This window comes from Streptomyces sp. NPDC001980 (genome assembly GCF_040296885.1).
GTDB lineage: Bacteria > Actinomycetota > Actinomycetes > Streptomycetales > Streptomycetaceae > Streptomyces.
The window spans coordinates 352,611-379,604 of sequence record NZ_JBEOYD010000003.1; the positions used below are offsets into that span (position 1 = coordinate 352,611).

General features: G+C 70.9%; 26 protein-coding genes. 8 read left to right on the plus strand and 18 right to left on the minus strand.

The annotated features are described in order from the left end of the window. Positions 1-108 precede the first annotated feature (108 nt). Positions 109-1,365: an MDR family MFS transporter gene (locus ABT137_RS06290; RefSeq protein WP_351703281.1), complete on the plus strand. Its 1,257-nt coding sequence runs from the start codon at positions 109-111 to the stop codon at positions 1,363-1,365. Between the two features lie 61 nt (positions 1,366-1,426). Here ABT137_RS06290 and ABT137_RS06295 read toward each other — a convergent pair whose 3' ends face one another. After that, positions 1,427-2,554 carry a right-handed parallel beta-helix repeat-containing protein gene (locus tag ABT137_RS06295; protein WP_351703284.1) on the minus strand — a complete coding sequence of 376 codons (1,128 nt, stop codon included), beginning with the start codon at positions 2,552-2,554 and terminating at the stop codon, positions 1,427-1,429. 98 nt (positions 2,555-2,652) lie between these two features. Further along, complete coding sequence (locus ABT137_RS06300) at positions 2,653-3,138, minus strand: DUF2000 family protein (protein WP_502984478.1); 486 nt, start codon at positions 3,136-3,138, stop codon at positions 2,653-2,655. Between ABT137_RS06300 and ABT137_RS06305 the strand changes: the two genes are divergently transcribed. Then, positions 3,137-3,943 (plus strand): helix-turn-helix transcriptional regulator, encoded by an 807-nt coding sequence (locus ABT137_RS06305; RefSeq protein ID WP_351703290.1) that lies wholly within the window; start codon positions 3,137-3,139, stop codon positions 3,941-3,943. The two genes, ABT137_RS06300 and ABT137_RS06305, sit on opposite strands and share 2 nt — an antisense overlap. On the opposite strand, the gene ABT137_RS06310 is transcribed toward ABT137_RS06305, so the two are convergent. From ABT137_RS06310 to mshA, 3 genes are all read right to left on the minus strand, one after another. Then, a complete protein-coding gene (locus ABT137_RS06310) occupies positions 3,922-5,589 on the minus strand; it encodes a glycosyl hydrolase family 28-related protein (protein ID WP_351703293.1) in 1,668 nt (555 codons plus the stop codon). The two genes, ABT137_RS06305 and ABT137_RS06310, sit on opposite strands and share 22 nt — an antisense overlap. A 144-nt stretch (positions 5,590-5,733) precedes the next feature. After that, the gene (locus ABT137_RS06315) at positions 5,734-6,243 is read right to left on the minus strand and encodes a type III secretion system chaperone family protein (RefSeq protein WP_351703296.1); all 510 of its coding nucleotides are present in this window, start codon (positions 6,241-6,243) and stop codon (positions 5,734-5,736) included. Continuing rightward, positions 6,236-7,573, minus strand: a complete 1,338-nt coding sequence (mshA, locus tag ABT137_RS06320; RefSeq protein ID WP_351703299.1) for a D-inositol-3-phosphate glycosyltransferase — start codon at positions 7,571-7,573, stop codon at positions 6,236-6,238. Before mshA ends, ABT137_RS06315 begins: the two co-directional genes overlap by 8 nt. 278 nt (positions 7,574-7,851) lie before the next feature. Between mshA and ABT137_RS06325 the strand changes: the two genes are divergently transcribed. The 3 genes from ABT137_RS06325 to ABT137_RS06335 all read left to right on the plus strand — a co-directional run bounded on the left by ABT137_RS06325 (position 7,852) and on the right by ABT137_RS06335 (position 11,550). Beyond that, positions 7,852-8,646, plus strand: a complete 795-nt coding sequence (locus ABT137_RS06325; RefSeq protein WP_351703302.1) for a class I SAM-dependent methyltransferase — start codon at positions 7,852-7,854, stop codon at positions 8,644-8,646. A gap of 185 nt (positions 8,647-8,831) precedes the next feature. Continuing rightward, positions 8,832-9,950, plus strand: a complete 1,119-nt coding sequence (locus ABT137_RS06330) for a C40 family peptidase (protein ID WP_351703305.1) — start codon at positions 8,832-8,834, stop codon at positions 9,948-9,950. Positions 9,951-10,239: 289 nt separating this feature from the next. Further along, positions 10,240-11,550 (plus strand): PP2C family protein-serine/threonine phosphatase, encoded by a 1,311-nt coding sequence (locus ABT137_RS06335; RefSeq protein ID WP_351703308.1) that lies wholly within the window; start codon positions 10,240-10,242, stop codon positions 11,548-11,550. 156 nt (positions 11,551-11,706) lie between these two features. Here ABT137_RS06335 and ABT137_RS06340 read toward each other — a convergent pair whose 3' ends face one another. From ABT137_RS06340 to ABT137_RS06355, 4 genes are all read right to left on the minus strand, one after another. After that, positions 11,707-12,057: a DUF2516 family protein gene (locus tag ABT137_RS06340; protein WP_351703311.1), complete on the minus strand. Its 351-nt coding sequence runs from the start codon at positions 12,055-12,057 to the stop codon at positions 11,707-11,709. 109 nt (positions 12,058-12,166) lie between these two features. Next, positions 12,167-12,799, minus strand: coding sequence for a hypothetical protein (locus tag ABT137_RS06345; protein ID WP_351703314.1), 633 nt, complete (start codon positions 12,797-12,799; stop codon positions 12,167-12,169). Between the two features lie 77 nt (positions 12,800-12,876). Then, entirely contained in the window at positions 12,877-13,365 is a 489-nt protein-coding gene (locus ABT137_RS06350) for a helix-turn-helix domain-containing protein (RefSeq protein ID WP_351703317.1), read from the minus strand. Between the two features lie 95 nt (positions 13,366-13,460). Continuing rightward, the gene (locus ABT137_RS06355; RefSeq protein WP_351703320.1) at positions 13,461-14,222 is read right to left on the minus strand and encodes a DeoR/GlpR family DNA-binding transcription regulator; all 762 of its coding nucleotides are present in this window, start codon (positions 14,220-14,222) and stop codon (positions 13,461-13,463) included. 90 nt (positions 14,223-14,312) lie between these two features. Here ABT137_RS06355 and ABT137_RS06360 point away from each other — a divergent pair, with 90 nt between their 5' ends. After that, positions 14,313-15,515 carry an MFS transporter gene (locus ABT137_RS06360; protein WP_351703323.1) on the plus strand — a complete coding sequence of 401 codons (1,203 nt, stop codon included), beginning with the start codon at positions 14,313-14,315 and terminating at the stop codon, positions 15,513-15,515. Positions 15,516-15,640: 125 nt separating this feature from the next. Beyond that, the gene (locus ABT137_RS06365; protein WP_351703326.1) at positions 15,641-16,258 is read left to right on the plus strand and encodes an HAD family hydrolase; all 618 of its coding nucleotides are present in this window, start codon (positions 15,641-15,643) and stop codon (positions 16,256-16,258) included. Between the two features lie 82 nt (positions 16,259-16,340). Here the strand turns inward: ABT137_RS06365 and ABT137_RS06370 are convergent, their stop codons facing one another. The 8 genes from ABT137_RS06370 to ABT137_RS06405 all read right to left on the minus strand — a co-directional run bounded on the left by ABT137_RS06370 (position 16,341) and on the right by ABT137_RS06405 (position 25,541). Further along, the gene (locus tag ABT137_RS06370) at positions 16,341-16,850 is read right to left on the minus strand and encodes a DUF6817 domain-containing protein (protein ID WP_351703626.1); all 510 of its coding nucleotides are present in this window, start codon (positions 16,848-16,850) and stop codon (positions 16,341-16,343) included. A 199-nt stretch (positions 16,851-17,049) separates the two neighbouring features. Continuing rightward, on the minus strand, positions 17,050-17,526 hold the full coding sequence (locus ABT137_RS06375) for an HAD domain-containing protein (protein WP_351703329.1): 477 nt from the start codon (positions 17,524-17,526) through the stop codon (positions 17,050-17,052). Positions 17,527-17,541: 15 nt separating this feature from the next. Beyond that, complete coding sequence (locus ABT137_RS06380; protein WP_351703332.1) at positions 17,542-19,548, minus strand: HelD family protein; 2,007 nt, start codon at positions 19,546-19,548, stop codon at positions 17,542-17,544. Between the two features lie 96 nt (positions 19,549-19,644). Continuing rightward, the gene (locus ABT137_RS06385; protein WP_351703335.1) at positions 19,645-20,250 is read right to left on the minus strand and encodes a TetR/AcrR family transcriptional regulator; all 606 of its coding nucleotides are present in this window, start codon (positions 20,248-20,250) and stop codon (positions 19,645-19,647) included. Between the two features lie 23 nt (positions 20,251-20,273). Beyond that, positions 20,274-22,463 (minus strand): phosphotransferase family protein, encoded by a 2,190-nt coding sequence (locus ABT137_RS06390; RefSeq protein ID WP_351703629.1) that lies wholly within the window; start codon positions 22,461-22,463, stop codon positions 20,274-20,276. 246 nt (positions 22,464-22,709) lie between these two features. Further along, on the minus strand, positions 22,710-23,600 hold the full coding sequence (locus ABT137_RS06395; RefSeq protein WP_351703338.1) for a winged helix-turn-helix domain-containing protein: 891 nt from the start codon (positions 23,598-23,600) through the stop codon (positions 22,710-22,712). A gap of 328 nt (positions 23,601-23,928) precedes the next feature. Continuing rightward, a complete protein-coding gene (locus ABT137_RS06400; RefSeq protein WP_351703341.1) occupies positions 23,929-24,642 on the minus strand; it encodes an HAD family hydrolase in 714 nt (237 codons plus the stop codon). A 29-nt stretch (positions 24,643-24,671) separates the two neighbouring features. Next, positions 24,672-25,541 carry a FadR/GntR family transcriptional regulator gene (locus ABT137_RS06405; RefSeq protein ID WP_351703344.1) on the minus strand — a complete coding sequence of 290 codons (870 nt, stop codon included), beginning with the start codon at positions 25,539-25,541 and terminating at the stop codon, positions 24,672-24,674. Positions 25,542-25,685: 144 nt separating this feature from the next. On the opposite strand from ABT137_RS06405, the gene ABT137_RS06410 reads away from it, so the two are divergent. After that, the gene (locus tag ABT137_RS06410) at positions 25,686-25,877 is read left to right on the plus strand and encodes a hypothetical protein (RefSeq protein ID WP_351703347.1); all 192 of its coding nucleotides are present in this window, start codon (positions 25,686-25,688) and stop codon (positions 25,875-25,877) included. Between the two features lie 28 nt (positions 25,878-25,905). Here ABT137_RS06410 and ABT137_RS06415 read toward each other — a convergent pair whose 3' ends face one another. Beyond that, positions 25,906-26,826 carry a winged helix-turn-helix domain-containing protein gene (locus tag ABT137_RS06415; protein ID WP_351703350.1) on the minus strand — a complete coding sequence of 307 codons (921 nt, stop codon included), beginning with the start codon at positions 26,824-26,826 and terminating at the stop codon, positions 25,906-25,908. Positions 26,827-26,994 lie beyond the last annotated feature (168 nt).

The window sequence follows — 26,994 nt, forward strand, 5'->3', positions numbered from 1 at the left end:
CAGGGGGCGGACAGTTGACTGCATTTGTTAATTGAGTGGCTCAGGCGAGCACCGTGTAAGTAAGTTCCGGGTACGCCTTGTGTCACTTACATCTGCCCTGGGGGAACCATGCCGTCCGCCGCCCTGCGCCGCGCCGTCCGGGAGACCGTCTCCGGTCTGCCCCGGGAGTTCTGGTGGCTGTGGACCAGCACCCTCGTCAACCGGCTGGGCGCTTTCGTGGCCACGTACATGGCCTTGTACCTGACTCTCGACCGGGGGTACAGCGCGTCGTACGCCGGGCTCGTCGCCTCCCTGCACGGGCTGGGAGGCGTGGTCTCGTCCCTGGGGGGCGGGGTGATGGCCGACCGGCTCGGGCGACGGCCGACGCTGCTCGTCGCGCAGGGGTCCACCGCCGCGGCCGTCGCGCTGCTCGGGTTCGTACGCGACCCCGTCGCCATCGCCGCCGTCGCCTTCCTCGTCGGCGTGGCCTCCAACGCCTCCCGGCCGGCCGTGCAGGCGATGATGGCCGACATCGTGCGGCCGGAGGACCGGGTGCGGGCCTTCTCCCTCAACTACTGGGCGATCAACCTGGGCTTCGCCGTGTCGTCCATGGGGGCCGGGTTCATCGCCGAGGTGAGCTACCGCGCCGGGTTCCTGATCGAGGCCGGGATGACCGCCGTCTGCGCCGTCCTCGTCTTCCTCCGGCTGCCCGAGTCGCGGCCTCGGCCGGCGGCCGCGGAGGCCGCCGAGGACCGCGCGGTCAGCCTGCTGACCGTGGTGCGCGACAGGCGGTACATGGGCGTCGTCGGGCTGTCGTTCCTCGTCGCCCTGATCTTCCAGCAGGGATCGGTGGGGCTGCCGGTGGCGATGGGGGAGGCCGGGTTCTCGCCCGCCGACTACGGCATGGCCATCGCCGTGAACGGGATCCTCATCGTGGTACTGCAGATTCCGGTGACCCGGGTCATCCAGCACCGGGATCCGCGGTCCCTGCTCGTCGTCTCGTCCCTCCTCGCCGGGTACGGGTTCGGGCTCACCGCCTTCGCCGGGTCGGTCGGGGTGTTCGCGCTCACCGTGTGCGTGTGGACGCTCGCCGAGATCGTCAACGCGCCGACCCAGACGGGGCTGGTGGTGCGGCTCTCGCCGGTGCACGGGCGGGGCAGGTACCAGGGGATGTACACGCTGTCCTGGTCCGCCGCCGCGCTCATCGCGCCGCTGCTCTCCGGGGTGGTCATCGACCGGTTCGGGGCGCGGTGGCTGTGGGGGGTGTGCGCGGTCGTGGGGACGGCGGCGGCTCTCGGGTACGGGCTGCTGATGCGGCGGCTGCCGGTGGAACGGCCGGTGGCCGCGACTGTGGCGGAGGCGGACGCGGGGGTGCGGGCGGCCTGAGCGCGGGGCGGGCCCCCTACCCTCGAAGAGCGAGGGCAGGGGGCCCGGCTGCCGCGTCGACTCAGTCCGTGCAGCCCGTGAACACCAACGGGGCACAGTTCGTCGGGATGTTACGGGTGATGGTGGAGTCCCTGAGCGTGATCGGGACGGTCGTGCGGACGCCGCCGGGTGCCACCGTGGAGGCGTTGTTGCGGACGGTGCTGTGGTCGAGGGTGACAGTTCCGCTGTTGATGTAGATGCCGCCGCCCACGGAGCTGCCACCGCCGTTCGCGCTGTTGCGGAAGACGTCGGTGCCTCTGAGGTAGAGCGTGCCCGAGTTGTAGATGCCGCCGCCCTGGCCCGAGAAGCCACCGACGACGTTGCCGCTGACCTCGGACTTCGTCAGCTTCAGGTTGCCGTTGTTGTAGATCCCACCGCCCGCGGTGCCCGTGTCGGTATTGTTCGTGATCTTGCTGTCGACGATCTCCGTCACCTGACTGCCGGCGATGTAGACGCCGCCGCCGCTCGCGGACCCGGCCGCGGTGTTGCGCCGGATCACGCTCGTGCCGACGAAGATGCTGCCCCCGGACTGGTAGATCCCGCCGCCGGAGGCCCGGGCGTGGTTGCGGGCGAACTCGGAGTTCTCGACGGTCACGGTCCCCGCGGTGTAGAGGCCAGCACCGTTGCTCGCGTTGTTGAACGCGACGTAGCTGCTTCTGATGTCCGCCGAGCCACCCGACTCCACCGCGATGCCGCCGCCGTTGGCCACGGCGGTGTTGTCGAGTACGTCGACCTTCGACAGCCTGAGCGCGCCGCCGTTGACGCGGATGCCGGCGCCGTCCCCGGAGGTGGAGGTGGAGGTCAGATATCCGCCGCGGACGGTGAGGTCCTGCAGGCGCAGGTTCCCGTTCGAGTTGATGTCGAAGATCCGGAACGGGGAGGCGGTCGTCCCGTCCCGGAGGATCGTCGCGCCATTGCCCCGGATCGTGAGGTCCTTGCCAATGGTCGGCAGAGCGGCGCCCAGGAGGTAGGTACAGTCGCGACGGAGATCAATGGTCTCGCCGTTCCGCGCGGTGGCGATGGCAAGGCTCAGCGCCGTCCCGCTGCACGGTACGCGGTCCGGCTCCGCGGCAGTCGCCGGTCCGCTCGTCAGCCCCGTGACCATCGCTGCCGCAACCGCGGCCACACCGCAGAATCTGATGTATCGCATGACTGTCACATGCGACGTTCGGCCCCGACCGCAACAATGACGATGATCGGATCACCTGGTCACCGGACGGGATTCCTCCTGTCGGGCGAAGGGGCGGGTCACGGATGCATCCGCGCCCCCTTCAGCACCTTGTCCACCCCGTTCCGCGGCCCGTACACCGCGAGCCCCACCAGGTCCAGCTCCGCCGTGGGCACGGCACGTACCGCCGCCCGGTTGTCCCGGTCGTTTCCGGTCGAGAACAGGTCCGCGGTGAAGACGGCCCGGGGCAGGGCGCGGCTCAGCGCCCGCTCGTGCGCGGCCTTCAGGGTCTCCTTGCCGCCCTCGAAGACCAGCACCGGCTGCCGGAACATCGGCAGGTAGGCGACGCCGTCGGCGTCCTCGTACGGCTCCCCGACCACCTCGGGAAGCGTCGCGCCCAGGCCGCTGACCAGGAACGCGGTCACGTTCAGCCGCTGCCAGGGCTCCAGGTCGTCCCGCAGCAGCACGGCGATCTTCGTGTCGAAACGGACGGCGTCCGTACTGGGAGTGCTCATGCCCCGAGACTGCCGGGCGTCGTCCGTCCGGGTCTTGTACGTTCTTTGCATGGCCGCCCGGCAGTCCGTCACACAGGAAGTAACCGCCTGGCGCCCCTGTGTCCCGGGCGTCACCGAGGTCTTCCACGCCCGTTTCACCGAGTACGCGTACCCGATGCACGTCCATGACGCCTGGACGCTGCTCATCGTGGACGACGGGGCCGTGCGGTACGACCTCGAACGCCACGAGCACGGCACCCCGGCCGACACCGTGACCCTGCTGCCGCCGCACGTGCCGCACAACGGCTCCCCCGCCACCGCGGACGGCTTCCGCAAGCGCGTGGTCTACCTGGACGAGAGCATCCTCGGGGAGGGCCTGATCGGGCCGGCCGTCGACGGGCCCGATCTGCGCGATCCCCTGCTGCGGCAGCGGGTCGGCCAGCTGCACTCCGTTCTCGTCCGCCCCGGCGACGAGTTGGAGGCCGAGAGCAGGCTCACCCTCATCGGGGAACGGCTGCGGAGCCTGCTCCGCCCCCGGCCCGTGACCCCCGACCCCCCTGACCCGGCCCTCGCCCGTACCCTGCGCGAACTCCTCGACGAGCGGGTCGCCGACGGGCTCGCCCTGGAGGAGGCGGCCCGGCTGCTGCACGCCCATCCCGCCCACCTGGTACGGGCGTTCAGCGGCGCGTACGGCATCGCCCCGCACCAGTACCTGATGTCCCGCCGGGTCGGCCGGGCCCGCCGGCTGCTGCTCGACGGCGTACCGCCCGGCGAGACGGCGGCCGCCGCCGGCTTCTACGACCAGGCGCATCTCACCCGGCACTTCAAACGGCTGGTCGGGGTGACGCCGAGGCGCTACCGGGACAGCGCGCGCTGAGCCTCGTACAGGTTCCGCGGCCGCACCGCGTCCGAGGTGCCGTACAGCTCCAGGCGGGAGTGCAGGTCGCCGGTGAAGTCCGGTACGTCGATCTGGTCGAAGTCGGTGACCGTGTTGAGGCCGACGGTCGCGGAGTACGGGGCCAGGCCGTCGAGGCGCATCAGGCCCGCGCGGCCGTTGGTCACTCGAACGTTCCAGTGGGTGAAGCGGGCGCCGAACAGCGGTCCGGCGTTGGCGTCGCCGCCGTGCCGGCCGTTGTTGTTCACGGTGATGTCGGTGCGGACGTTGGCGAAGGGCAGCCCGCGGTGCGAGTCGAAGGTGCCCATCTGCATCTCGCCGCGCGACCAGACGTTGTAGGAGGACAGGCCTTCGACGTTGATGCCGTGGAGTTGGGTGTCGGCGGGGGCCGGGACCGTGCGCTGCTCGACGGTGAAGTCCTCGATCAGGTTGTCGTGCGAGCCCTCGCGGCAGAAGTAGGGGTGGTGCTCGCCCCGGCCGCCGACCCGGGTGCGGCGCAGGGTGCAGGCGGAGGCGGCGACCAGGCCGAAGCCGTTGTCGACGTTGCGGACGGTGACGTCGTCCACCCAGCAGTCGTACGCGCACTGCAGGACGACCCCGTTGTAGCCCTTGTCGAGGAGGTGCGGGGACTGCGGGGTCTCCATGACGTCGAGGGTGAGGCCCTCGACACCGGAGCCGGTCAGTTCCCGGACGTGGGTGGTGAACTGGGGGTCCCATTCCGGGCGGAGGTCCAGCGGGAGCGGGCGTTCCAGGGTCACCCTGCGGCCGCGGACGGCCGTGACGCGGACGGGCCACTCGTAGGGGACGTACGACAGCAGCTTGGTCTTGTCCTCCCAGTAGTACGACGCCGGTCCCGGGCCGCCGCCGGACATGTGCTGGAGGAGGGTGTGAGCGGTGTCGTCGGCGACCCGGAGCAGGACCAGGCGGCCGGGGCGCAGCCGGGAGGGGTCGGTGACGGTGACCGTCCGGTCGCCCTGCCGGGCCGGTTCGACGGGGGTCAGCTGCTCCCACTCGTCGCGCTTGTTGCCGGTCCAGCCCTCGAACGGCCAGGCCTGCGCCTTGATCGCCGCGACCAGGGAGTCCCAACGGGGCTTCGGCGCCAGCCAGATGAGCCCGCCCGCCCAGGACCACGCCGACTTCGTGCCGCCGTAGCGGGAGCCGTACGGGCCGATCAGCTCGGTGAGGTTCTTCGTCGCGTACAGGGTCGTACGGCCGCTGCCGGCGCCGCGCAGCACCACGTTGTCGTAGCCGACGTGGATCAGGCCGTCGATGCGGAAGGTGCCGGGCGGGATGGTGACCGTGCCACCGCCGGCCCGTCCGGCAGCGGCGATGGCACGGTTGATCGCGGGGGCGCAGTCGGTGACGCCGTCGGCGACGGCACCGTACGCGCGGACGTCGGCGACGACGGGGAGGCGGCGGATGCGGGCCGCTCCGGCCCGGCCGACGTAGGGGATCTGCGGGTGGGTGAAGGGGGTGCGGGTGAACTCCCGCCAGAGGGAGGGGACCTGGCCGTCGTCGGAGGCGTGGGCCGTGCCGCCCGTCACGGCGGTCGCGGCCACCGCCGTGGCGCCGGCGAGCAGGGTCCGTCTGGTCATACCGGCGGTCACGTCGTGGTGCGTGGTGCTCATTCCGTACGTCCTTCCCATGGCGGCTTTCATGGTTGTGAACGACGTTCATATCTGCGTCGGCGGTGAGCATGCCACGGGGGCCCGGCACCTCGAAAGAGTCATGCAGGCCTTAATCAGGGATGCGCCTCAGGTATGGACCTGAAGTCAGTCAGTGGGACGTTCGATCAGGTGCGTGAACGCATCCAGGTTCCGCGTCGACTCGCCCCGGGACACCCGCCACGCGTACTCCTTGCGGATCGCGGAGGCGAAACCCAGCTCCAGGAGGGTGTTGAAGGCGCCGTCCGCGGCCTCCAGGACCTGGCCGAGCAGCCGGTCGAGGTCGGGGGCGGTGACGGAGGAGAGGGGCAGGCGGGCAGTGACGTAGACGTCGCCGAGGCGGTCGACGGCGTAGCCCACGCCGTACAGCTTGAGGTTGCGCTCCAGGAGCCAGCGGTGGACGGCCGGTTCGTTCTCGTCCGGGTGCCGGATGACGAAGGCGTTCAGGGAAAGGGAGTGGCGGCCGACGATGAGCGAGACGGTCGTCTTCAGCTTGCGGGTGCCGGGGAGCTGCACGACGTAGGTGCCGGACTCGGGGCTCTCCCACTCCAGTTCGGCGTCCTTCAGGACACCCTCGATGACCTGCGCGGCCTGCCGGTCCTGTGAAGCGTCACCCATGGGCCGAGCGTACGCGACGGCGGTGGGACTGGGTCGCGGCCAGGTAGACGTCGGCGGTGGCGGCGGCCGCCGTGTCCCAGCCGAAGGACTGGGCGTGCCGGGTGGCGGCGCTGCCGAAACGGTCCGCCAGAGAGGTGTCGTCGGCGAAACGGCGCAGCACGCGCGCGTAGTCGGCGGGATCGTGACCGCGCACCAGGAAGCCGGTCTCGCCGTCCCGTACGGCCACCGGCAGGCCGCCGACCGAGGCGGCGAGGACGGGGGTGCCGGCAGCCTGGGCCTCTATCGCCACCAGGCCGAAGGACTCGCTGTAGGAGGGCATGACCAGGACGGAGGCCGCCCGGAACCAGTCCGCGAGCTGCTCCTGGCCCACCGGCGGGCGGAACCGGACGACGTCCGCGATGCCGAGCCGCGCGGCCAGCTTCTGCAGGCCCTCCGGCTTGGCGAGACCGCTGCCGCTGGGGCCGCCGACGATCGGCACGACGATCCGGGAGCGGAGTTCGGGGCGTTCGTCGAGGAGCACGGCCACGGCGCGGAGCAGCACGTCGGGGGCCTTGAGGGGCTGGATGCGGCCCGCGAAGAGCGGGATCAGGGCGTCCTGCGGGAGGTCCAGACGGGCGCGGGCCGCCCTGCGTCCGTCGGCCGGGCGGAAGCGGTCGAGGTTCACGCCGGGGTGGACGACGGCGACCTTGGCGGGGTCGGCGCTGTAGTGCCGTACGAGTTCGTCGGCCTCCTCGGCGGTGTTCGCGATGAGGCGGTCGGCCGCGGAGACGATCTGGGTCTCGCCGATGACCCGGGCGGCGGGTTCGGGGGTGTCGCCGTCGGCGAGGTTGGCGTTCTTGACCTTGGCCATGGTGTGCATGGCGTGCACCAGGGGGACGCCCCAGCGCTGGGCGGCGAGCCAGCCGACGTGGCCGGAGAGCCAGTAGTGCGAGTGGACGAGGTCGTAGTAGCCGGGGCGGTGGCCGGCCCAGGCCTGCATGACGCCGTGCGTGAAGGCGCACAGCTGGGCCGGGAGGTCCTCCTTGGCGAGGCCCTCGTACGGGCCTGCGTCGATGTGCCGGACGAGGACGCCGGGGGCGAGTTCGACGGTGGGCGGGAGGCCGCCGGAGGTGGCCCGGGTGAAGATCTCGACGTCGATGTCGATCGCGGCGAGGCGCTGCGCGAGCTCGACGATGTAGACGTTCATGCCGCCGGCGTCGCCGGTGCCGGGCTGGTGGAGCGGTGAGGTGTGCACGGAGAGCATGGCGACGCGGCGCGGCCGGCGGGCCCGGCGGAGCCGGGAGGCAGCCGACGGGGAGCGGCGCCCGAGCCTGCTGACGTACTGGCTCACGTGGCGGTCCTCTCTCGGTGCGGGCATGCCGGTGGGAGGACATCCACTGCCCTCCAACGGGGTGCAACGCGGAGGGGAGGATTCCCATTCCGGGATGGTCGATTTTGCCGACACATTGCCTGCGGTCGCTCAACCGTTCGAGGATGAGATGCGTAGGGGTGGTGCGGTTGTGGGTGCGGGTGCGGGTGCGGGTGAGTGGGGGCTTGTCGCGACCGCGCGGCGGTAGCCGCAAATTGACACGGCCCCGCGCCCCTTTGGGGCGCTTTACTCTCGTAGGCATGAATGCCCGCGCCGCCTCCCGCCCTGTAGGAACGGTGACGCGCGGGACCACCAATCCCAACCGCCTGCGCCGTATGGACCGGTGGATCGCCGCTACGCACGGCGGGGCATTGCGTCGCGCCGTCGACCCCGTTGCCGTCGACCTCGGTTACGGCGCCGCGCCCTGGACCGCCGTCGAGTTGCTCGGCCGGCTGCGTACCGTCGCGCCACGCGCGCGTGTCGTCGGGGTCGAGATCGAGCCCGCGCGGGTCGCCGCGGCCAGGCCGTACGAGCGCGAGGGGCTCTCCTTCCGGCACGGCGGGTTCGAGATCCCGCTCCCCGTGCGGCCGTTGCTCATCCGCGCGGCCAACGTGCTGCGGCAGTACGACGAGGGCGAGGTCGCCGAGGTGTGGCGGCGGCTGTGCGGGCGGCTGGCGCCCGACGGGCTGCTGGTCGAGGGGACCTGTGACGAGATCGGGCGGCGGCACGTATGGGTCGCGCTCGGGGCGGAGGGGCCGCGGACAGTGACCTTCGCGACCCGGCTCGGTTCCCTGGACCGCCCGTCCGACCTCGCCGAACGGCTGCCGAAGGCGCTCATCCATCGCAACGTGCCGGGCGAGCCGGTGCACGCGTTCCTGCGGGACTTCGACCGCGCGTGGGCGGCGGCCGCGCCCTACGCGTCGTACGGCGCCCGGCAGCGGTGGATCCGGACGGTGCGGGACCTGACGGCCGACTGGCCGGTGACGGACTCGGCGGCGCGCTGGCGGCAGGGCGAAGTGACGGTGGCGTGGGGAGCGTTGGCGCCGAGGACCTGATGGGGCCGGGTGGGAACGATCTCGGTGAGTCGTTCGTCACAAAGGCGGGAAGATCGTCATGCTCGGGGGGAAACCGGGGAGGAACCCACCCGCCGTTACCTCTGTCGCTTTGCGGCGCGCCGTGGCACGATCCTCCACGCATCGTAAGTTACTGACGATTAATCAGTTTTTTGGGAGGGCGGGCCATGGGACCGGACAAGCACACCGTCCGGCCGGGTGGGCGCGGGATCCTGTCGACGGCGGTGACCGTGGTCTGCGCGGTGACGGCGCTCGCCGCACCGGGCACGGCGTTCGCGGCGCCCAGTCCGACACCCTCCCCCAGCGCCTCGGCCTCCGCCGACGCCTCCGCCTCCGTGACCGTCCCGCCGGACAAGGACCTCGAGGCCGTGCGGGACAAGCTGGACAAGCTCTACCACGACGCGGCCGTCGCCACCGACGCGTACAACGCCGCCGAGGAGGCGGCCCGGAAGCAGTCCGCCGAGATCGTCGGCCTGGCCAAGAAGATCGTCAAGGGGCAGCAGAAGCTCGACGAGCTGAAGGAGCGGGCGGGCCGGGCGGCCGCCGCCCAGTACCGCACCGGCGGACTGCCGGACTCCGCCAAGCTGATGCTGAGCGACGACCCCTCCGAGTTCCTGGACGGGGCCGGGCGGGTGCTCCAGGGCGAGCGGGCCACCAAGGGCCTGATCAGGGAACTGACCCAGACCCAGCAGGACTTGAAGCAGTACGCGGCGGACGCGGCCGACCAGTGGAACAGGCTGGAGGCCGGCCGCAAGGCGAAGGCCGCCGCCAAGAAGAAGATCACGCAGCGGATCGCCGCCGCCGAGAAGCTCGAGTCGACGCTGGAGAAGAAACAGAGGGAGCGTCTCGCCGAGCTGGAGCAGGAGTCCGCCTACAAGGCACAGACCGCCTGGCTGGACACCGGGATACTCGACGAGATCCACACCAAGGCGTCCGCCACGGGCAAGAAGGCGGTCGCGTTCGCCACCGCGCAGCTCGGCAAGCCGTACGTGTGGGGCGCCGAGGGCCCGGACTCCTACGACTGCTCCGGGCTGACCTCACAGGCCTGGGCGAGCGCAGGGAAGCCGATCCCGCGCACCTCCGAGGAGCAGTGGCAGCAGCTCAGGCACGTCGACGTGAAGGACATGCGCCCCGGCGACCTGATCATCTACTTCGACGACGCCAGCCATGTCGCGATGTACATCGGGGACGGCGCGATCATCCAGGCCCCGCGCCCGGGACGTACGGTGTCGATCGGCGGCGCGGGGTCGATGCCGATCCTCGGGGTGGTACGGCCGGACGCCTGAGCGCCTCCGAGCTTTTTAGGCGCGATGTCCCTTTCGTGAGCTGGCTCATGTGACCCAGTGCACCGCAACGCCCGCCCAAACCCGGGTGGCACGTGACCTTCGTCATCCCTGCTGGGCGGCCCTCTTGTCCAACTGCGGTACGGCACGCGGCATATGACACTGGCCTGAGACAGAGCGACGCGGCTCACACCATTCCGTTGCGGTGGCCAGTACCGCTATGGTCCCCGTCGGGTGGGTCGAGGTCCCTCGCCCCGCCATGCCCTCGGGGGGAGGGAAGGAACCCAACACGATGCCCGTACCCGTACCGCGGCAGAGAGCGATCCCGGCCGTGGAGAGTGGTCAGGCGCCGGCCGCCGCGCCCGCACAGGGCGGCGGCCACCTCAAGGAAGAGGCCAACCGCACGGAAGCCGCCACCCCGAACACCGGCGGCACCACTCTCACCCTGCTGCTGATCGAGGACGATCCGACCGGTTCACCGGTCCTGCCCGAGTTGCAGGACGCGTCCGGCACCTCGATCCGCGTCCGCACCGCCCGCAACCTCACCGAGGCCGAGCGGCTGCTGACCGACGACGTCCACTGCATCCTGCTGGACCTGGCGCTGCCGGCGCCGGGCGGCAAGGGCACGGAGGGCGAGCTCGGCGTGCTCAAGCACGTGCTGGAGCTCGCGCCCCGGCACGCCGTGCTGGCCCTCACCGCCTCCGGTGACGCCGAGCGCGGCACCGAGGCCGTGCGCGTCGGCGCACAGGACTACCTCTTCCGCGACGAACTGGACGGACGGCTGCTGAGCCGCGCCATCCGGTACGCCGTCGAGCGCAAACGTTCCCTCACGACCGAGCGCAAGCTCGCGGAGGGGCGACTGCGCGCGCAGGAGAACCGGCGCCTGGAGCGGGGCCTGCTGCCGACGCCGCTGCTGGACGGCTCCTCGCTGCGCTTCGCGGCCCGGTACCGGCCCGGCCGCTCCCGTGCGCTGCTCGGCGGCGACTTCTACGACACCGTGCGCACACCCGACGGGACCGTGCACGCGATGATCGGTGACGTGTGCGGGCACGGCCCGGACGAGGCCGCGCTCGGCGTGGAGCTGCGGATCGCCTGGCGGGCGCTGACCCTGGCGGGGCTGTGCGGCGACGAGCTGCTGTCCACGCTGCAGGAGGTGCTGGAGCACGAGCGCTCCGACGAGGAGATCTTCGCGACGCTCTGCACCGTCGACATAGCGCCGGACGGGCGCCGGGCCGGGCTGTGCCTGGCCGGGCATCCGGCGCCGCTGGTCGCCCGGCCCGGGCGGCCGGCCGAGCTGCTGCCGTACGAGAACAACGGCCCGGCGCTGGGGCTGCTGAAGGGTGCCCGCTGGCCGCGGATGCAGGTGGAGCTGGGCGCCGAGTGGAGCCTGATGCTCTACACCGACGGCCTGATCGAGGGCCGGGTGGGCTCGGGCGGCGAGCGGCTGGGGCAGGAGGGGATGGTCGAGATGGTCCGGCGGCAGCTGGCCTCCGGCCTGACCGGGGAGGCGTTGCTGCGGGCGGCGGTCAATGAGGTGCGGCAGCTCAATGGGGGCGAGCTGACGGATGACGTGGCCGTTGTGCTGCTGGATCGGGGGGTTTGAGCGGCTGCGCGGTGTGGCGCGGCCGTGGTGGGCCGGGCGCGGGTGCGTTGTGGCTGGTCGCGCAGTTCCTCCCCCAGCCTTCGGCCGGGGGTACCCCCAGCGCCCCTGAAGGGGCGCGCTGTAGCGGGCGCGCCCTGAACAGTCGAGGCCGAAAGGTCAGCGGCCGCCGTTGTACGGGCCGTACGGGCCGTCGCTGCTGCTGCCGCCGCGGCGGCCTCGCCAGCCGCCGCCACCGCCGGAGACCTGCTTGACCGCGGGCCGGACGTCGACGAGGTAGACGATGCTCCCCACCAGGCCCGCGATCGGGAGGATGGAGAGGATCGAGAAGAGGTAGCTGACGACCAGGGCGATGGCCAGGATGATCAGCCAGAACATCTTGTTCTGCTTGTTGGCCGCGCGGAACGCGTCCTCGCGCCGGAACACGGCGTCGACCAGCCCGAACGCGGCCAGGGCCATCAGGACGATCTTCAACAGTCCCAGGAACCCTGCGAATCCCAGCATCAGCATGCCGTCACCACCCGCTCTCTCCCGATCCCTACGCGGCCACCGTACCCGTAGAACGGGCCGGGCACCCTCATGGTGCCCGGCCCGTACGTTCTGCTGACGCGTGCGCCGGTTACTTGGCCGGCGGAGTGGTCTTCTTGGCCGGGGTGGCCTTGCGCGGGGCCGGGGTCTTCTTGGCGGCCGGGGCCTTCTTCGCCGCGGCCGGCTTGGCCTCGGCGGCCGTCGGCTCGTCCGCCTTCTTCTCGTCCTCCTTGACCGCGACCGCCTCGGGCTTGCCCTCGACGGCGATGGCCAGGTCCTCGATCTCGTCGGCGGCCTCGCCGCGCCAGGTCTTCACGGCCTGCTCGCCGTGCTCGGCGACCTTCTCGTAGGTCTCGCGGGCCTTGACGGCGTACTCGGCGGCCACGCCGACCTGGCGCAGCGCGAAGTCCTGGGCGGACTCGCCGAGCTTCTTGAGGTCGCCGTCGAGGGAGACGATGAAGTCGTTGACCTTGGACTGGAGGCTGGCCTGCGCCTCCTTGGCCTTGACGCCGGCCTCCTTGGCGCGGGCGGCGGCCTTCTCCTGGACGGCCTTCGGGTCGGCCTTGCGGACCGCCTCGATGCGGGCCGGGGCCTCGGCACGCAGCTGCTCGACCAGACCGGGGACCTTCTTGGCCTGCTGGAGGGCCAGGTCGGCGGTGCCGGCGGCGAAGTAGAGCGGAGTCGGGTCGCTGAGGGTCTTGCGCAGGTCGTCGGTGATGGCCATGGTGATGGTCCTCCCGTATTAAAGTTCGGCTGAGGGTTTTGTGGTCCGCGGCGCGGCGGTCGGCGCGCTTGGCCGGCTCATCCGGCCGTCCGCCGCGGATCGGTCTCGCTGTCGTCGGTCTCGCTGTCGTCGGTCTCACTGTCGCCGGTGTCGCGGCCGGGGTCGTGGTCCTCGGCGCCGACGGTGTCCGTGTCGCCCGTGCGTTCCTCGCCCGACCAGAAGCCGTTCTCTTTCCTGAACGACTCGTAGATCTGCAGCAGCACCTGCTTCTGCCGCTCGTCGAGGGTGGGGTCGGCGAGGATGACCGCGCGGGTCTCCACCTCGTTCAGATCCCGCTCGGCGTCGAGGATTCCGGCGCGGACGTACAGCGTCTCGGCGGAGATCCGCAGGGCCTTGGCGACCTGCTGGAGCACCTCCGCGCTCGGCTTGCGCAGCCCGCGCTCGATCTGGCTCAGGTACGGATTGGACACCCCGGCGGCATCGGCGAGCTGCCTGAGCGACAGCTGCGCGTTGCGCCGCTGTTCACGCAGATACTCACCGAGATTGCCGACGTTCAGCGATGCCATACCTCCACCCTGCACCACCCTCGCTAACAATTGCAAGCACTTGCTTGCAAAAGTGTGCCGCGCCATACCCGGATGGCCGCGCCACGTCGAACTCGTCAGACGCTCCGGACGAAGGTGCCGGCACTTTCAAGTGCCGTGACCTCGTCCGCGGATGCCGTGGCGTCGGTGACGAGGGTGTGCAGGAGGCTCGCGGGGCCGACGTGGGCGTAGGCGGTGTGGCCGAGCTTGCTGCCGTCGGCGGCGACGATCACGCGGCGGGCGGAGGCGATGCCGGCCTTCTTCACGGCGGCGTCGTCGAGGTCGTAGGCGGTCAGGCCCTCGGCCGCGCTCAGGCCGCAGCAGCCGATGATCGCGGTGTCGAAGCGCAGCGCCGACAGGGAGGCGAGGGCGAGAGGGCCGGTCAGGGCCCCCTCGGCGGCGCGGGGGCGGCCGCCGGGCACCATCAGCGCGGCCGCTCCCGGCGGGTCGCTGAGCACGTGGATGGCCTGCAGGGACAGCGGCATCACGGTGACGGGCCGCTCACGCAGCAGGCGGGCGACCTCCAGGCACGTGGTGCCGCTGTCCAGCAGGACGCTCTCGCCGTCGCCGACGAGGGTGGAGATCTCGGCGGCGATCCGGCGCTTGGCGTCGACGGCCTCATGGGCACGCAGGGCGAAGGGAGGCTCCTCCCCCCTGAGCAGCAGCGTGCGCGCCCCGCCCCGGACGCGCTGGAGGACGCGTTGCGCGGCCAGGGTGTCGAGGTCGCGCCGGATGGTCATCTCCGAGGCCCCGGTCAGCTCCGCGAGCTGCTGGACGGTGACGGTGCCCTTGTCCCTCACGGCCTGGGCGATCAACCCCTGCCGGTCTGCGTTGCTCATGACGCGATTGAACACCACCAGGAAGCGAACATGTCGAATGTTCGTAACCCGCCTTTTCAAACATTGAATGTGTTCGTTATGGTGGCGAGCATGGATCGTTCGCTTCGAGACGCCCGCGTGGCGACCTTTGTCTACTTCGTCCTGTGCGGCACCCTGATGGGCGCCTGGGTGGTGCACATTCCCGCGGTCGAGGACCGTGTGGGCATCAGCCACGCGACGCTCGGCGGCCTGCTGGTGCTGCTGGGGCTGGGGGCCTTCATCGGGATGCAGGTGGCCGGGCGGCTGACCGACCGCCTCGGCTCGCGCGTCGTGGTGCCCGTCAGTGGCGTCCTGAGCGGTGCGGCCCTCGTGCTGCCCGGCCTGGCCCGGGATCCGTGGACGCTGGCGAGCGCCCTGCTCGTCTTCGGTTTCTGCAACGGCTGCCTGGACGTGAGCATGAACGCCCACGCCGTGCACGTGGAGAAGGCGTACGGCCGGCCCGTCATGTCAGCGTTTCACGCCACGTTCTCCGTCGGCGGTGTCCTCGCCGCGTTCGTCGCGGCGGGGGCCGCGACCGCCGGTCTGAGCCCGGCCGCGGGCATGACCGCCACCGGAGTCGTGGGCATCGTGATCGCCGTCGTATCGGCCCGCGCCCTGCTGCCGGCCGCACCCACCGCGGCCGGCACCGGCACGACGGCAGCGACCGAGCCCGCGCCGGCCGGCGGGCGCCGCGGCGCCCGCGGGCGCATCTGGGTCCTCGCCGCCCTGGCCCTGATGGTCATGCTGTGCGAGGGAGCCGCGAACGACTGGAGCGCCCTGCACCTCGAAGACATCCTCGGCGTCCCCGCGAGCGTCGCCGCCTTCGGCTACGGCACCTTCGCGGCGACGATGACCATCGGGCGCCTGCTGGCCGACCGGCTCGCCGCCCGCTTCGGCCCCAGGGCGGTCCTGCGTCACGGCGCGGCGACAGCCGCCGTCGGCATCACGGTCGTGGCCTTCTCCCCGTGGCTGTGGGCCGCCTTCGTGGGCTGGGCGCTGTTCGGTCTGGGCCTGTCGGGCTGCGTCCCCCAGCTGTTCAGCGCCGCCGGACACGCCGACCCCGCCGCGGCCGGCGCCAACGTCTCCCGTGTCGCCGGACTCGGCTACGTCGGCATGCTCGCCGGTCCCGCGGTCATCGGCTGGCTCACCCACCTCGTCGCTCTCAACCACGCCTTCGTCCTGCTGACGCTGCTGTGCCTGACCGCCGCCGTGGCCGCCGGAGTCCTGCGCACCGGGTCCGACCGCACACCCGACATGGCACCGGTCAGCCACTGACCGCCGGTGCGGCATCCGTCGACCGCCAGTGCGGCATCCGTCGACCGCCAGTGCGGCATCCGTCGACCGCCGGTGCGGCATCCGTCCCTGAACCGGCCCCCCGGAATCCGGAGGAACCCACCACCATGACCACAGGCCGCCGTATCGTGCTCCTCGACCTCTTCGGAGTCATCGCCCGCCACCAACGCCCAGGCGCACTGGAGAAGATGGCCGCCCGCTGCCGCGTATCCGTCGCCGCCTTCACCACGGCCTACTGGACCTGTCGGCCGTCCTACGACGCCGGCCGGCAATCCGCGTCCGCGTACTGGAGGGACGTCCTGCGGGCGCTGTCCCGCCCCGTCGACGCCGACACGGTCGAGGAACTGCGGCTCACCGACATCGACAGCTGGTCACGTGTCGACGACCGCATGGTCACGTACGTACGGTCCCTGCGAGGCCGCGCCGAGACCGCCCTGCTGTCCAACATCCCCGCCGACCACGCGGACGCCTTCCTCGCCGCACAGCCCTGGCTGCACGACCTCGACCACATCGCCTTCTCCGGAAAGATCCAGGCAGCCAAGCCGGACCCGGCCGCATTCCTGCACTGCGTCATCGCGCTCCGGGCCGCACCCGCGGACTTCCTCTTCGTCGACGACCGGGAGGAGAACGTCCGCGCGGCGCAGGCCGTCGGCATGAACGGACACGTCTTCACCGGGCAGGACGGACTGGCCCCCGTCATCGACGCGTGGCTGCCGACCGGATGAGCAAGACCACCTGCGGTCCACGGCGAGAGCGGGTACCGGGCCCGGTGGGGTGAGCACTCTCCCCGGAGCGAGCTCGAAGCACTCAGGCATGCCCGGCGGGTTCGCCGGGTTCCGGAGCGAGAACGGCGCGGCAGGCGGACCGGGCCGGCGGGCTCAGCAGCGGGTGGAGGCGGGTGAACAGGGCGAGGAGCCCGGGGCCCCACTTCTCCCGGAAGGGCGGGTCGATGCGGGCGAGATCGAGTTCGTTGGCGGCCGTCAGCTCGGCGAAGTCCCGGCGCGCCTGAGGTTCGGGAACACGGGCAGCTCCGGTGAAGCGGTCGCGGGCGGCCGCGTCGGGGTCGGCGAGCGTCGGGTAGGTGGCCCCGTGGTCGCACGAGGCGTAGAGATACACGATCGCCTCGGCCTCCGCGCCGATCACCGCCGCGAGTTCGGTGCGGCGGCCGAGGGGCAGCAGGGCGGTGGGAAAGCCGTCGGTGCCGTAGAAGGCATGGCACAGGCCCGCGAGCCGGAGGGCGGGGCGGGCGCCCCAGGCGGCGAGTTGCTCCTGAACGCGTTGGAGGTGCAGGAGGAGCGTGCCGCCGGGATGGGCGATCTCGGCGGCACCGAGTGCGCGGAGGAGCGCGACGGCCCGATCGGAGGCAGCGGGGAGAGCGGGTGGCGCCGCCGCTGGGACGCGCTCTCCCCACTCGCCCGGGTCTTCACCGACACCGTCGCGGATTCCGTCGCGGATTCCGTCGCGGATTCCGTCGCAGATTCCGTCGCCGCGTCCGCCCCGCACCGGGGGTGGGACGTCAGCCCTGGATGGCCAGCCAGTCCTCCAGCACCGTGAAGTCCGCCTCCGTCAGGCCGAACTCGTGGTCGACGCGGTGGAGGAGGGCGGGTCGGTGATGGTGGGTGGCGACCCAGGCACGGTCGGCCTCGGTGAGTTCGTCGTCGAGCCAGATGAACGGCCGCTCGCCCGCCCACGCCACCAGCGGCCGGGTCTTCCAGTGCAGCAGGGCCGACGGCTCCTCCTCGTCCGGCCACTCCACGACGGGCAGCGGGGGCAGGCCCAGCCAGGGGGCGACGCAGGCGTTCGCGTCGTCCATCCAGGTGGTGGCCCACACGAGGTCGCAGCGGAGGGCGCCCAGGCGGGGGCCGAGAGCGGGGTCGATGCGGGTGAGGAGAGGGGCCGACGGGGTGGGGGCGGTCCCGTAGACCGGGTAGGGGCGGTCGGCGGGGGCGCCGAAGGGGATGAGGGTGCCGTCGATGTCTAGGAAGAGGAGCATCGGGGACAGGATCCCTCAGAACGGCAACGGCCTCGCGTGCACCACGTCCAGTCGTGACACCGCCCTCGTCAGGACCACGTACAGCCTGTGCAGCCCCCGCTCCTCCCCCTCCGCCACCGCCGCCGGTTCCACGGCCACCACGTGGTCGTACTCCAGGCCCTTGACGACGCTCGCCGGGACCACGGCCACCCGTGCGCCCAGCTCGTCCGGGCCCGCCGGTTCGATGCCGGCGGCGGTCAGCGCCTCGCGTACGGCGGTCACCTGCGCGTCCGCCGCAACGACACCCACCGACCCCGCGTGGGCCAGGGCCTCCCGCACCGCGGTGACCGTCGTCGCGGGCACGTCCCGGGTCGGACGGATCGTCACCTCGCCGTCGCCGCGGTAGGACTTGGCCGGGGGTACGTCCGTGCCGAGGCGCTGCAGCAGCCGGTTGGTCAGGGCCACGACCGCCGCCGGGACCCGGAAACCGGTAGTGAGCGGGACCACGGCCGCCTCCGGCTTGCCCAGGTGGCCCAGGACGGAGTCCCAGCTCCGCGCCGACCAGGGTGTGGTGGCCTGGGCCAGGTCACCGAGGACGGTGAGGGAGCCGAAGACCGCGCGGCGGGCGATCGCCCTGCACTCCATGGGAGACAGGTCCTGTGCCTCGTCGACGACGATGTGGCCGTAGCCCTCGGGGTGCTCGACGAGCCCCGCGACCTCGTCGAGGAGGACCAGGTCGGCGGCCGACCAGCGGGCGGACCTGTACCAGCGCGGCGGCCGGGCCCAGCGCAGCTCCCGCTGTTCGCCCGGGGTGAGGAGCCCTTCGGCGGCCGCCGCCAGCACCCCGCCGTCCGTGAGGAGTTCGGCCAGCACCTCCTCCGGGCGCACCTTGGGCCAGACGGTGTCGAGGTGGGCGCTCATCGCGCGGGAGCGTTCCAGGCGCCGGGTCCAGGCGGCGGGCTGCGGGCCCGCGCGCCGTTCGGCCTGGAGCTGTACGGCCCGCATCGCCCGCCCCCGCACGCGTTCCCGCCCGACGGCGTACGGCGGTTCCTCGTCCCGTACCCCCTTCACGATCTCCGTCAGCGTGGCGGCGGAGACCCGCCAGGTGTACGTGCCGTCGGAGAGCGAGAGCGGGGTGACGGCGTCCGTGCGGACGTGGGCGTACAGCGCGCGGCGCAGGACCTCGGCCATCCGCGGGTCGTGCTTGAGCGCGGCGGCGCGGTGGGGGTCGGTGCCGGTGACCGGGTGGCGGCCGATCTCCTCCGGCAGGGTGGTCTGCCGTACGCCGGTCTCGCCCAGGGCCGGGAGGACCTCGGAGATGTAGGAGAGGAAGGTGCGGTTGGGGCCGAGGATCAGGAGGCCGGAGCGGCGGATGCGCTGCGGGTGGGTGTAGAGGAGGTAGGCGGCGCGGTGCAGGCCGACGGCGGTCTTGCCGGTGCCCGGGGCGCCCTGGACGCAGACGGAGTCGGCGAGGCCGGCGCGGACCAGGTCGTCCTGGTCGGGCTGGATGGTGGCGGCGATGTCGCGCATCGGGCCCACGCGGGGCCGTTCGATCTCGCGGGTGAGGAAGGTGCTCCCGGTCCCGGGCTCCCCCCTGCCCAGGTGCTCGTCCTCCAGCCCCGTGAGGTCGGCGGAGTCGCCGCGGCTGCCGGGCGCCCAGCCGAACCGCCGGCGTACCGCCACGCCCTGCGGGTCGTCGGGGCCTGCCTGGTAGAAGGCGCGGGAGACGGGGGCGCGCCAGTCGACGACGAGGGGCGGGGCGGTCGGCTCCTCGCTGATCCGCAGCCGGCCGATGCGGTAGCTCTGCCCGGCGTGCTCTCCTGCCCCGAAGTCCAGCTTGCCGAAGAACAGCGGCCCTTCCGGCAGCTCGCGCATTTCCTTGGCCCGGCTGCGCAGCCGGTACCCGAGCACTTCGGCGTCGGCACCGGACGCGGAGACGTCCTCGCCGGTGACGACGTGCTCGACGGCGCCTTCGACCATGCGGGCGAGGGCGGCTCGGCAGGTGTCGTGGTAGGCGCGTTCGCGGTCGAGTTCCTGCTGCATGGGGGACAGCGTAAACGAGAAAATGCAACCTGGTTAAATTTTTTACCGGAGCTCATCCGGTGCTGATCCGGACCTCATCCGGTGCTGATCAGGTGCTCACCCGGTATCGGTCATGGCCCGCTCCAGCCGCCCGAACGCCCGCTCCGCCGCCCGCACCGCGTCCTCCCGCACGTCCTCGACCCGCTCCCCCGCCGCGATCCGCCGCCAGTTGTCCTGCGCGAGGATCCGCTGTACGGCGATGATCTGGCCGGCCGCGAGCCGGGCCTCCAGGGTGCCGCCGAGCGCCTCGGCGAGCGCGGCCTCCGACCGCTCCAGGTAGGCGTACTGCCGGGCGACCAGGGTGGGGGTGCTGTTGAGCAGGGTGTGGAAGGCGAGCACCTGGGGATGGTCGTTGAGGCCGGTGATCGGGTCGTTGCGCCCCAGCCCGTCGAGGAAGTGCGCCCTCAGCACCCCGACCGGCGACCGGGCACCCGCGACCAGCCGCGCCGCCTCCGTCTCGTGGTCGGCGATCCGGTGCAGGACCAGGTCCTCCTTGGCCGGGAAGTACCGGAACAGCGTCGGCTTGGAGATCCCGGCCGCGGCGGCCACCTCGGCGACCGACACCGCGTCGAACCCCTTCGCCAGGAACAGCCGCACGGCGATGTCCGACACGTCCTCGTACATCCGCCGCTTCTTGCGCTCACGCAGGCCCATGTCACCCATGGGGCGAGCCTACGCAGCGGGGGTCAGGCGAGGGCGCGCGCAAGATGGGGATTCGCCGTCGCCCGGGACGGCAGGCCCAGGGAAGCGATCGCCGCCGCCAGTGTCATGGCGTACGAGTCCACGGCCCGGCGTACGTTGGGAGCGTCCAGGCTCGCCCCGGTGACCAGCCGGTCCAGGTCCACGTAGGCGGAACGGACGATCTCGATCCACCGGTAGACCCGCCAGTCCCGCTGCCAGTCATGGGTGTAGGCGTCCGGCAGCAGGCGCTCCCAGCGGCGGAACATCCGGTCCCGGATCTCCGGCCGGGTCGGGGTGAGATGCATGTGCCGGACCAGGTCGTACAGGGGGTCGCCGACGACCGCCATCTCCCAGTCGATGATGGTCAGCGCCATGGCGTCGTCCCGGCGCACCAGGTTCCAGGGATTCAGGTCACCGTGCAGGAGGATCGGACTGCGATCAGTCACCTGGTGCCTGGCCAGGATCTGCCGCAGCCGTTCGGCATCCGGCAGGCCGAGTTGCCTGGCGAGTTGTTGCGACTCCTTGGGCAGGCCCTCCACCAGCAGGACGAGCTGGTCGCTCAGATAGCTGTAGAAGCTGTAGCCCACCGCGCCGGCGGCCGGGTCGAGTTTGGTGTAGTCGACGTCCTTCAGCGCACTGAGCTGGTCGACGAGCCGGTCCGCCTCGTGCGGCAGCAGTCCGTGCACCGGGTGGTTCGGGGGCCGGTCGATGTCGAACGGCCCTTCGTAGGTGTGAATGGCGAAGCTGTCTTTCCGGTACTTCCCCGGGTAGCTCTCACCGAGGGCCAGGACTCTCGGCGCCGCCACCGGAACACCCGAATGTTCGATGGCTCTGAGCACGGCATGCTCGCTGAGAAAACTGCGTTCGCGACGGAACACCTTTTTCACCTTGCGCCGCACGACGACAGGGAATTCGATCCCGGGAACCCGCACCACTGAATTCAGGTGTCCGGTTCCCTTGAAAACTCGGCCGGCCGGCGCGGCACCCTCGGCATGCAGAGCCCCCTGGACAGCCGCATAAGGAAAGTCCCGATGCTCGGGAAAACGTTTGTCCGGCGTCCAGGACACGGTGACAAATCTGGAGAAAAGCCCCTTGCGTGCCTCGCCCCGGGAAATCCGCCACCTGAACAGAACGCGCTCGATCTCGGCTTCGCTGGGCAGGTGCCGCAACATCAGCGGTGCCTCGGCCGCCTCCAGAGCACGGCGCACGGCTGCCGTGGCCTGGTCCAGGCCCTTCTGGTCGAACGATTCGTCCAGTGATGTCGCGGCGCGCATCACGTCCGGATAGACGGACTGCGCCCGCTCGAAGGCGACGTAGTGCTGAAGATCCTTGCCCACGCCGTTGACCGCTCCGGGCCGGATCCCTCTCATGGCCGCGGCCCAGGCCTCGACCACCTCGGACCACTGATGGTCGGGATACCGCATGCGCACCAGGTGGGTGGCGAGGTCGTGGAGGGGGTCTCCGTAGGTGGCCAGTTCCCAGTCGACGCAGATGAGCGACGGATGACCGCCGTAGGTGACGATCAGGTTGTCCCGGTGCAGGTCCGCGTGGAGCAGGCTGTACGGCCGCCGCGCCATCACCGGCACCCGCTCCGCGAACCGGGTGAGGGCGTCCTCCGGAATGCCCAGCGCCGCGAACAGTCCGCCGAAGGCGTGCAGGTTGGCCCGTCGGATCTGCCGGTCCGCGCAGTGCGCCAGCGTCTGCAGAAATCCCTGGCTGTCCTGGCCCTTGCTGGGCCAAGATGCCGGCAGGCCGGGCAGCGTACCTCTGCGTACCTGGGTCATCAGCGCGAGGAGTTCGGCGATTTCCTCGACAAGCAGTCTGTCGACGGGCTTGCCGTTGCCGCAGACGCTCGACAGTGGCACTCCTTCCACATAGCTGTGGATGGCGAACCCGTTTCCCTCGAAGAGGCATTGCGGGACATTCGGCAACACGGTCCTGACGGCCCTGAGGATCTCCGCCTCGTTCTGCCAGGTCCTGATCACCACGGGCGGCGCGTCGGCACGCCGCATGCGCACCGTCACCGATGTGCCGGACTCACGGCCCAGCAGTTGCGCCACGGGGCCGACCAACGGCAGGACGTAGTTCCTGTTGTGGTGCCCGCTGTGTTCCTTGCCGTGTTCGACGGCATGGCCCACGATCTGCTGGCAAAGCGCATGACCTGCGCCGGGTTTGGCGCGTTCCTCAGAGGACATAGAGGGAACAGAAGGGGCGCCCACTGGCCGCTCCGGGATTGCTAGCGCTGGCTGGAAAGTACGGCAAACGGTAAACGCGGCTGACTGCCCGCACGACCAGAGGCGCAATCGAGTAGCCACAACGGGTGGGTTTGGTGCCCCGCTGCGTCAGGTCGTTCTGAGATCGGTGTGCTTGACCTTCTCATACGTAGGAACCGGAGCGGTTGCTCAGATAATGCGGGCATGTTAGCGCACCGCGGTTGCCCCTTACCTTTGGTCCACCGAAGAGCTGGCGAGCAGGTCCCAGACCGACTCGAACCAGGACCGCATCTTCAGCACGAAGACCGATCCTGACGAGTTCGGATCGGCGTCCGCGACGTGGTGCGTCAGCATGGCGCCCAGTCCCAGCACGTCGAGCGCGTCGATCTCCTCGCCGGTGTCCAGGATGATGGGCCGTTTGATGACCTCGTAGAGGGCGTGCAGCACCTCTGTCCTGTTGATGACGTAGAGCTTGAAGGCAGGCACCAGCCGCACATGCCTGATCTGGAAGTCGACGGACGGCACCAACCGCTCGGCCTGCAGGTCCCGCAGGGCGGTGCGCAGCGATTCCGTGTGCCGGTCGGTGATGGCCCGCAGCCGCTCCCGCAGGCGTGGGTCGTTCCTGTCCTGCCTGATCACGGGATACGGCAGGTCGAGCTGAGGATCGGGCAGCAGCAGCCGCACGACGATGCTGCCGGGGGCGATGGCGCCGGCCCGGATCCGCTCGGCCTGGAGCCGGATGTGGGTGTCGAGGGACTCCGAGGTCAACGTGAAGACGTCCAGGGAGACTTCGGGCTGCTCGAACGCCTCGCTTATCAGCGGCCCCAGCATCATCACCTGCCGTGACCTGCTGGCCTTGGCCGTGGTGGACTGCACCCGCTGGACCTTGACGACCCGCGCCGGGCTGCCCTGACGGGACTCGATCCACCCCTCGTTGCCCAGTTCGCGCACCACCCGCTGCACGGTGTCACGGGAGACCCCGAACTCCTTGGCGAGCCTGCCCTGTGCGGGCAGTTCGGCACCCAGCTGGTACGTCCCGTCCACCATCCGGGCCCGCAGCGCCGCGGAGACCTGCCGGAACGCCTTGCCACCACCATCACGTGCCTGCCTGGCCGCCATACAGCGAGAGTTCCTCTCCCGGCCCCCTTGCAAACCCGACCCGTCAGGCAGGAAGCCGTGCGAATCCGCCGGTTAACGGATCAACCTGCCTGGGCATGCCTGATATTGACCGGCAACCAGGCAGGTGGGCCCGGGTGCTGCACGGTCGACCAGAGCTTGCAGGGGGCGGGCGCCATGGAGTTACGGGTACTCGGGGTCACGGTACAGATCGACGACCTGGTGCAACTGGCCATCTCCGTATCGAGCGTGATCGGCGTCCTGGCGGCCTGGCGCCGCAGGCGCACCACCCCCCGGCCGCCCGCCGCCCGACGCCCCCACCCGGCGCCACCTAGTGCCGGAGTATCTCCAGCAGCGGCCACAAGGACCCCACCACGTACTCCGCGCCGGCCTCGGTCAAAAGCTTGGCTTTCCGTGCGTTACGCGCGTAGCCCAGAAACGGGACGCCGGCCGTTCGCGCCGCCTGGAAGTCCGTGGGCGAGTCGCCGATCATCAGGGCCGCGCCGGGGGCGGCGCCCATCGCGTTGAGGGCGCGGTTGAGGCAGTGCGGGTCGGGCTTGAGGCGGTGCAGGTCCTGAGTGCGGCCGTAGATGTGCGGGGCGAAGCAGGAGGTCAGGGCGCGGTCGTCGAGGTAGGCGCGGACCACCCGGGGGGAGTTGTTGGTGGTGACCGCCATCCGCGCGCCCCGCGCCCGCCACGTCTGGATGAGGATGTCCGCGAACGCCGTGGGCATCGCCGTCGACGTGGCCCGCAGTTCCTCCTTGGTGAGACGTTCCTCCAACTCCGCCACCAGGTCGCTGCCGGGGTGCCGGCGGTCCACGGCGCGCAGCACCAGGTGCGGGTCGAGGGAGTCCCGCTCCGTCTCCGTGACCAGGCCGTGCAGGCCCCGGCCCGCCAGCCAGTCGACCAGTTCGCCGGCCACGCCCGCCGCCGAGTGTCCCGCGAACAGCCGACAGATCGGCCCGTCGAAGTCCCAGAGGACGACCCGGGCGCTTCTGACCAGTTGCGCGATCTCTTCGGTCGTGTTCTTGCTCTTGGCTGCCACCAGTTCAGTCTGCGTCGTATCAGAAGTCACTAAGAGAGTGTCAGGTCCGTCGTGATGGTTTCCCAGAGGGCGTTGAACCACTTCTGCGATTGCTCCACGAACGCGGCGTCCCGTTGGCCGGTTTGCTTCTCGAAGGAGAAGAGGAGGGACTCCGAGCCGACGGCGTCGTACATGTCGAGCAGGCCGTCCTCCGTCTGCTCCTCGCGGCGGGTGACCGTGTAGTACGCGAACAGCGCCTCCGCGCCGTTGAGCAGGTACAGCTTGATCGGCGGGGTGAACGGCAGGGCGCGGAAGGTGACGTTCACGTCGATCTTGTGGGTGGAGCGCAGGCCCTGGAGGTTGTACTGGAGGACGTGGCCCTGGGCGTTGCGCATGCCGAGCCAGCGGTTGTGGACCGTGTCGTCGTCGCCGTCGACCGCCGTCGGGAAGGCGAGGGGGATGTCCCGGCTGGGGAGCAGGACGCGGACGTCGATGCGTTCGGGGCGGATCCGGCCCTCGTGGATCATGCGCAGGGGCTCGGCCAGCGCCGGCAGCAGGCTCTGCGCGGTCAGGCAGGCGGCGTCGATACGGACGTGCGCGGCGGCGAACGCCTCCGTCATGCGGGGGCCGAGGCCGACCATCGTCGGCTGGGGCTCGTCCAGCGCCGCGGGCCGCGGCTCGGCGATGCGCGGCGGGCTGCCCTTGCCGACGTCGACGAGGTAGCCGTCGTCCTGCAGTACCCGCACGGCCTGGCGCACGGTCCCCCGCTCCACGCCGAACGTCTCGGCCAGTTCGGCCTGGGTGGGCAGACGGTCGCCGGCCTTGAGGTCGCCCGAGCGGATGCGCTGCCGCAGGGTGTCGGCGATCTCCTGAGGTGTGCTGCCGGCGTTCACTGCCACGTTCTCCTGAGTCACGACCAAACGCTACAACTTTGATCCATCTGGCGGGAGTTGTTTGAAGGTTGTTTATAAGTAGCGGCCAACTGGGGACAACTTAATCAGAGTTGGTCACCAACTTGGTTGAGTTGGCGGAAGCCTTGCTTCCCGACTGATGGGGGACCCACCATGCCTGCCGCCCTCGCTCTCCTCTCCGCCGCCTTCGTCGTCGGCTTCGAGCAGATCGTCCAGTCGAAGTACGGTGCCACTGGCATTATCGGCCTGCTGTTGCTCACCGTGGGCATCAAGGCCAAGAGTCCGGCGTTCAGCTCCGCCGGCGCCGTCCTGCTCGCCCTGATGCTCGCCGGGCCCGCCCTGTAGGAACCGCTTCAGGAACCAAGGGGCCGGCCTAGGACGTCAGGTGCAGCTCCGAACTGATCGTCTCCCACAGGGCGTCGAACCACCGTGTGGACTGGTCCACGAACGTGGTGTCCCGCAGCCCCGCGCCCTGTTCGAAGGCGAAGAGCATCGACCGCGTGCCCTCGGCGTCGTACGTCTGCAGGTGCTCGTGGTCGATCTCCCGCTCGTGGCGCCCCAGCGTGTAGTACGCGAACAGCGCCTCCGCCCCGTTGAGCAGGTACAGCTTGACCGGCGGGGTGAAGGGCAGCGCCCGGAAGGTGACGTTCACGTCGATGCCGTGCGTGGCGCGCAGCGCCAGCAGGTTGTGCCGCAGCACCTGGCCCTGTGCGTTGCGCTGGGCCAGCCAGCGGTCGTGCACCGCGTCCTCGGCCGAGGCGTCGGCCGCCACCGCCGTCGGGAACGCGAGGTCGATGTTCCGGCTCGGCAGCAGCACCCGGACGTCGATCTTGGCCGGTTCCAGCCGCCCCGCGTGGATGAGCCGCAACGGCCCGCCGAGCGCGAGGTTGAGCGAGACCGAGGTCAGGCAGAGCGCGTCGATCCTCACGTGTGAGGCTGCGAAGGCCGCCTCTATGCGCGGGGTGAGGGCCACCATGGTCGGCTGCGGCGGCGGCGCCGAGCCCACGGCGAGCCGTAGCGGCCCCGAATCCGGGGCCACCGTCGCCGGAGCGCCCTTCGACACGTTGGTGAGCAGATGCTCCGACTGCAGGATGCGCAGCGCCTGTCGCACCGCCCCGCGCTCGACGCCGAACTCGTCGGCCAGTTTGGCCTGCGTGGGCATGCGCTGGCCCGGCCGCAGCACCCCGGACCTGATCCGGGTGCGCAGCTCGTCGGCCACCGCGTGGTGTGACGCCTGAGGCCGCTGTGACCTCTTCCGTCCATTGACGGAGGCGTGTTCCGGCTCCACGGACAAACAGTACAACTTCCCGCCATCTTTCGGCAGTTCACGGGAAGGTGGTTATGAGTCGCATCCAAGTGGAGATAAGTACTGTGGAGTTGGTCACCAACTCATGCAACATGGTCATACTTCCTCGGCGGTTGGCCATCCGGGTTCCCTTCCGGAGGGGAGCCGGGAGCCCGG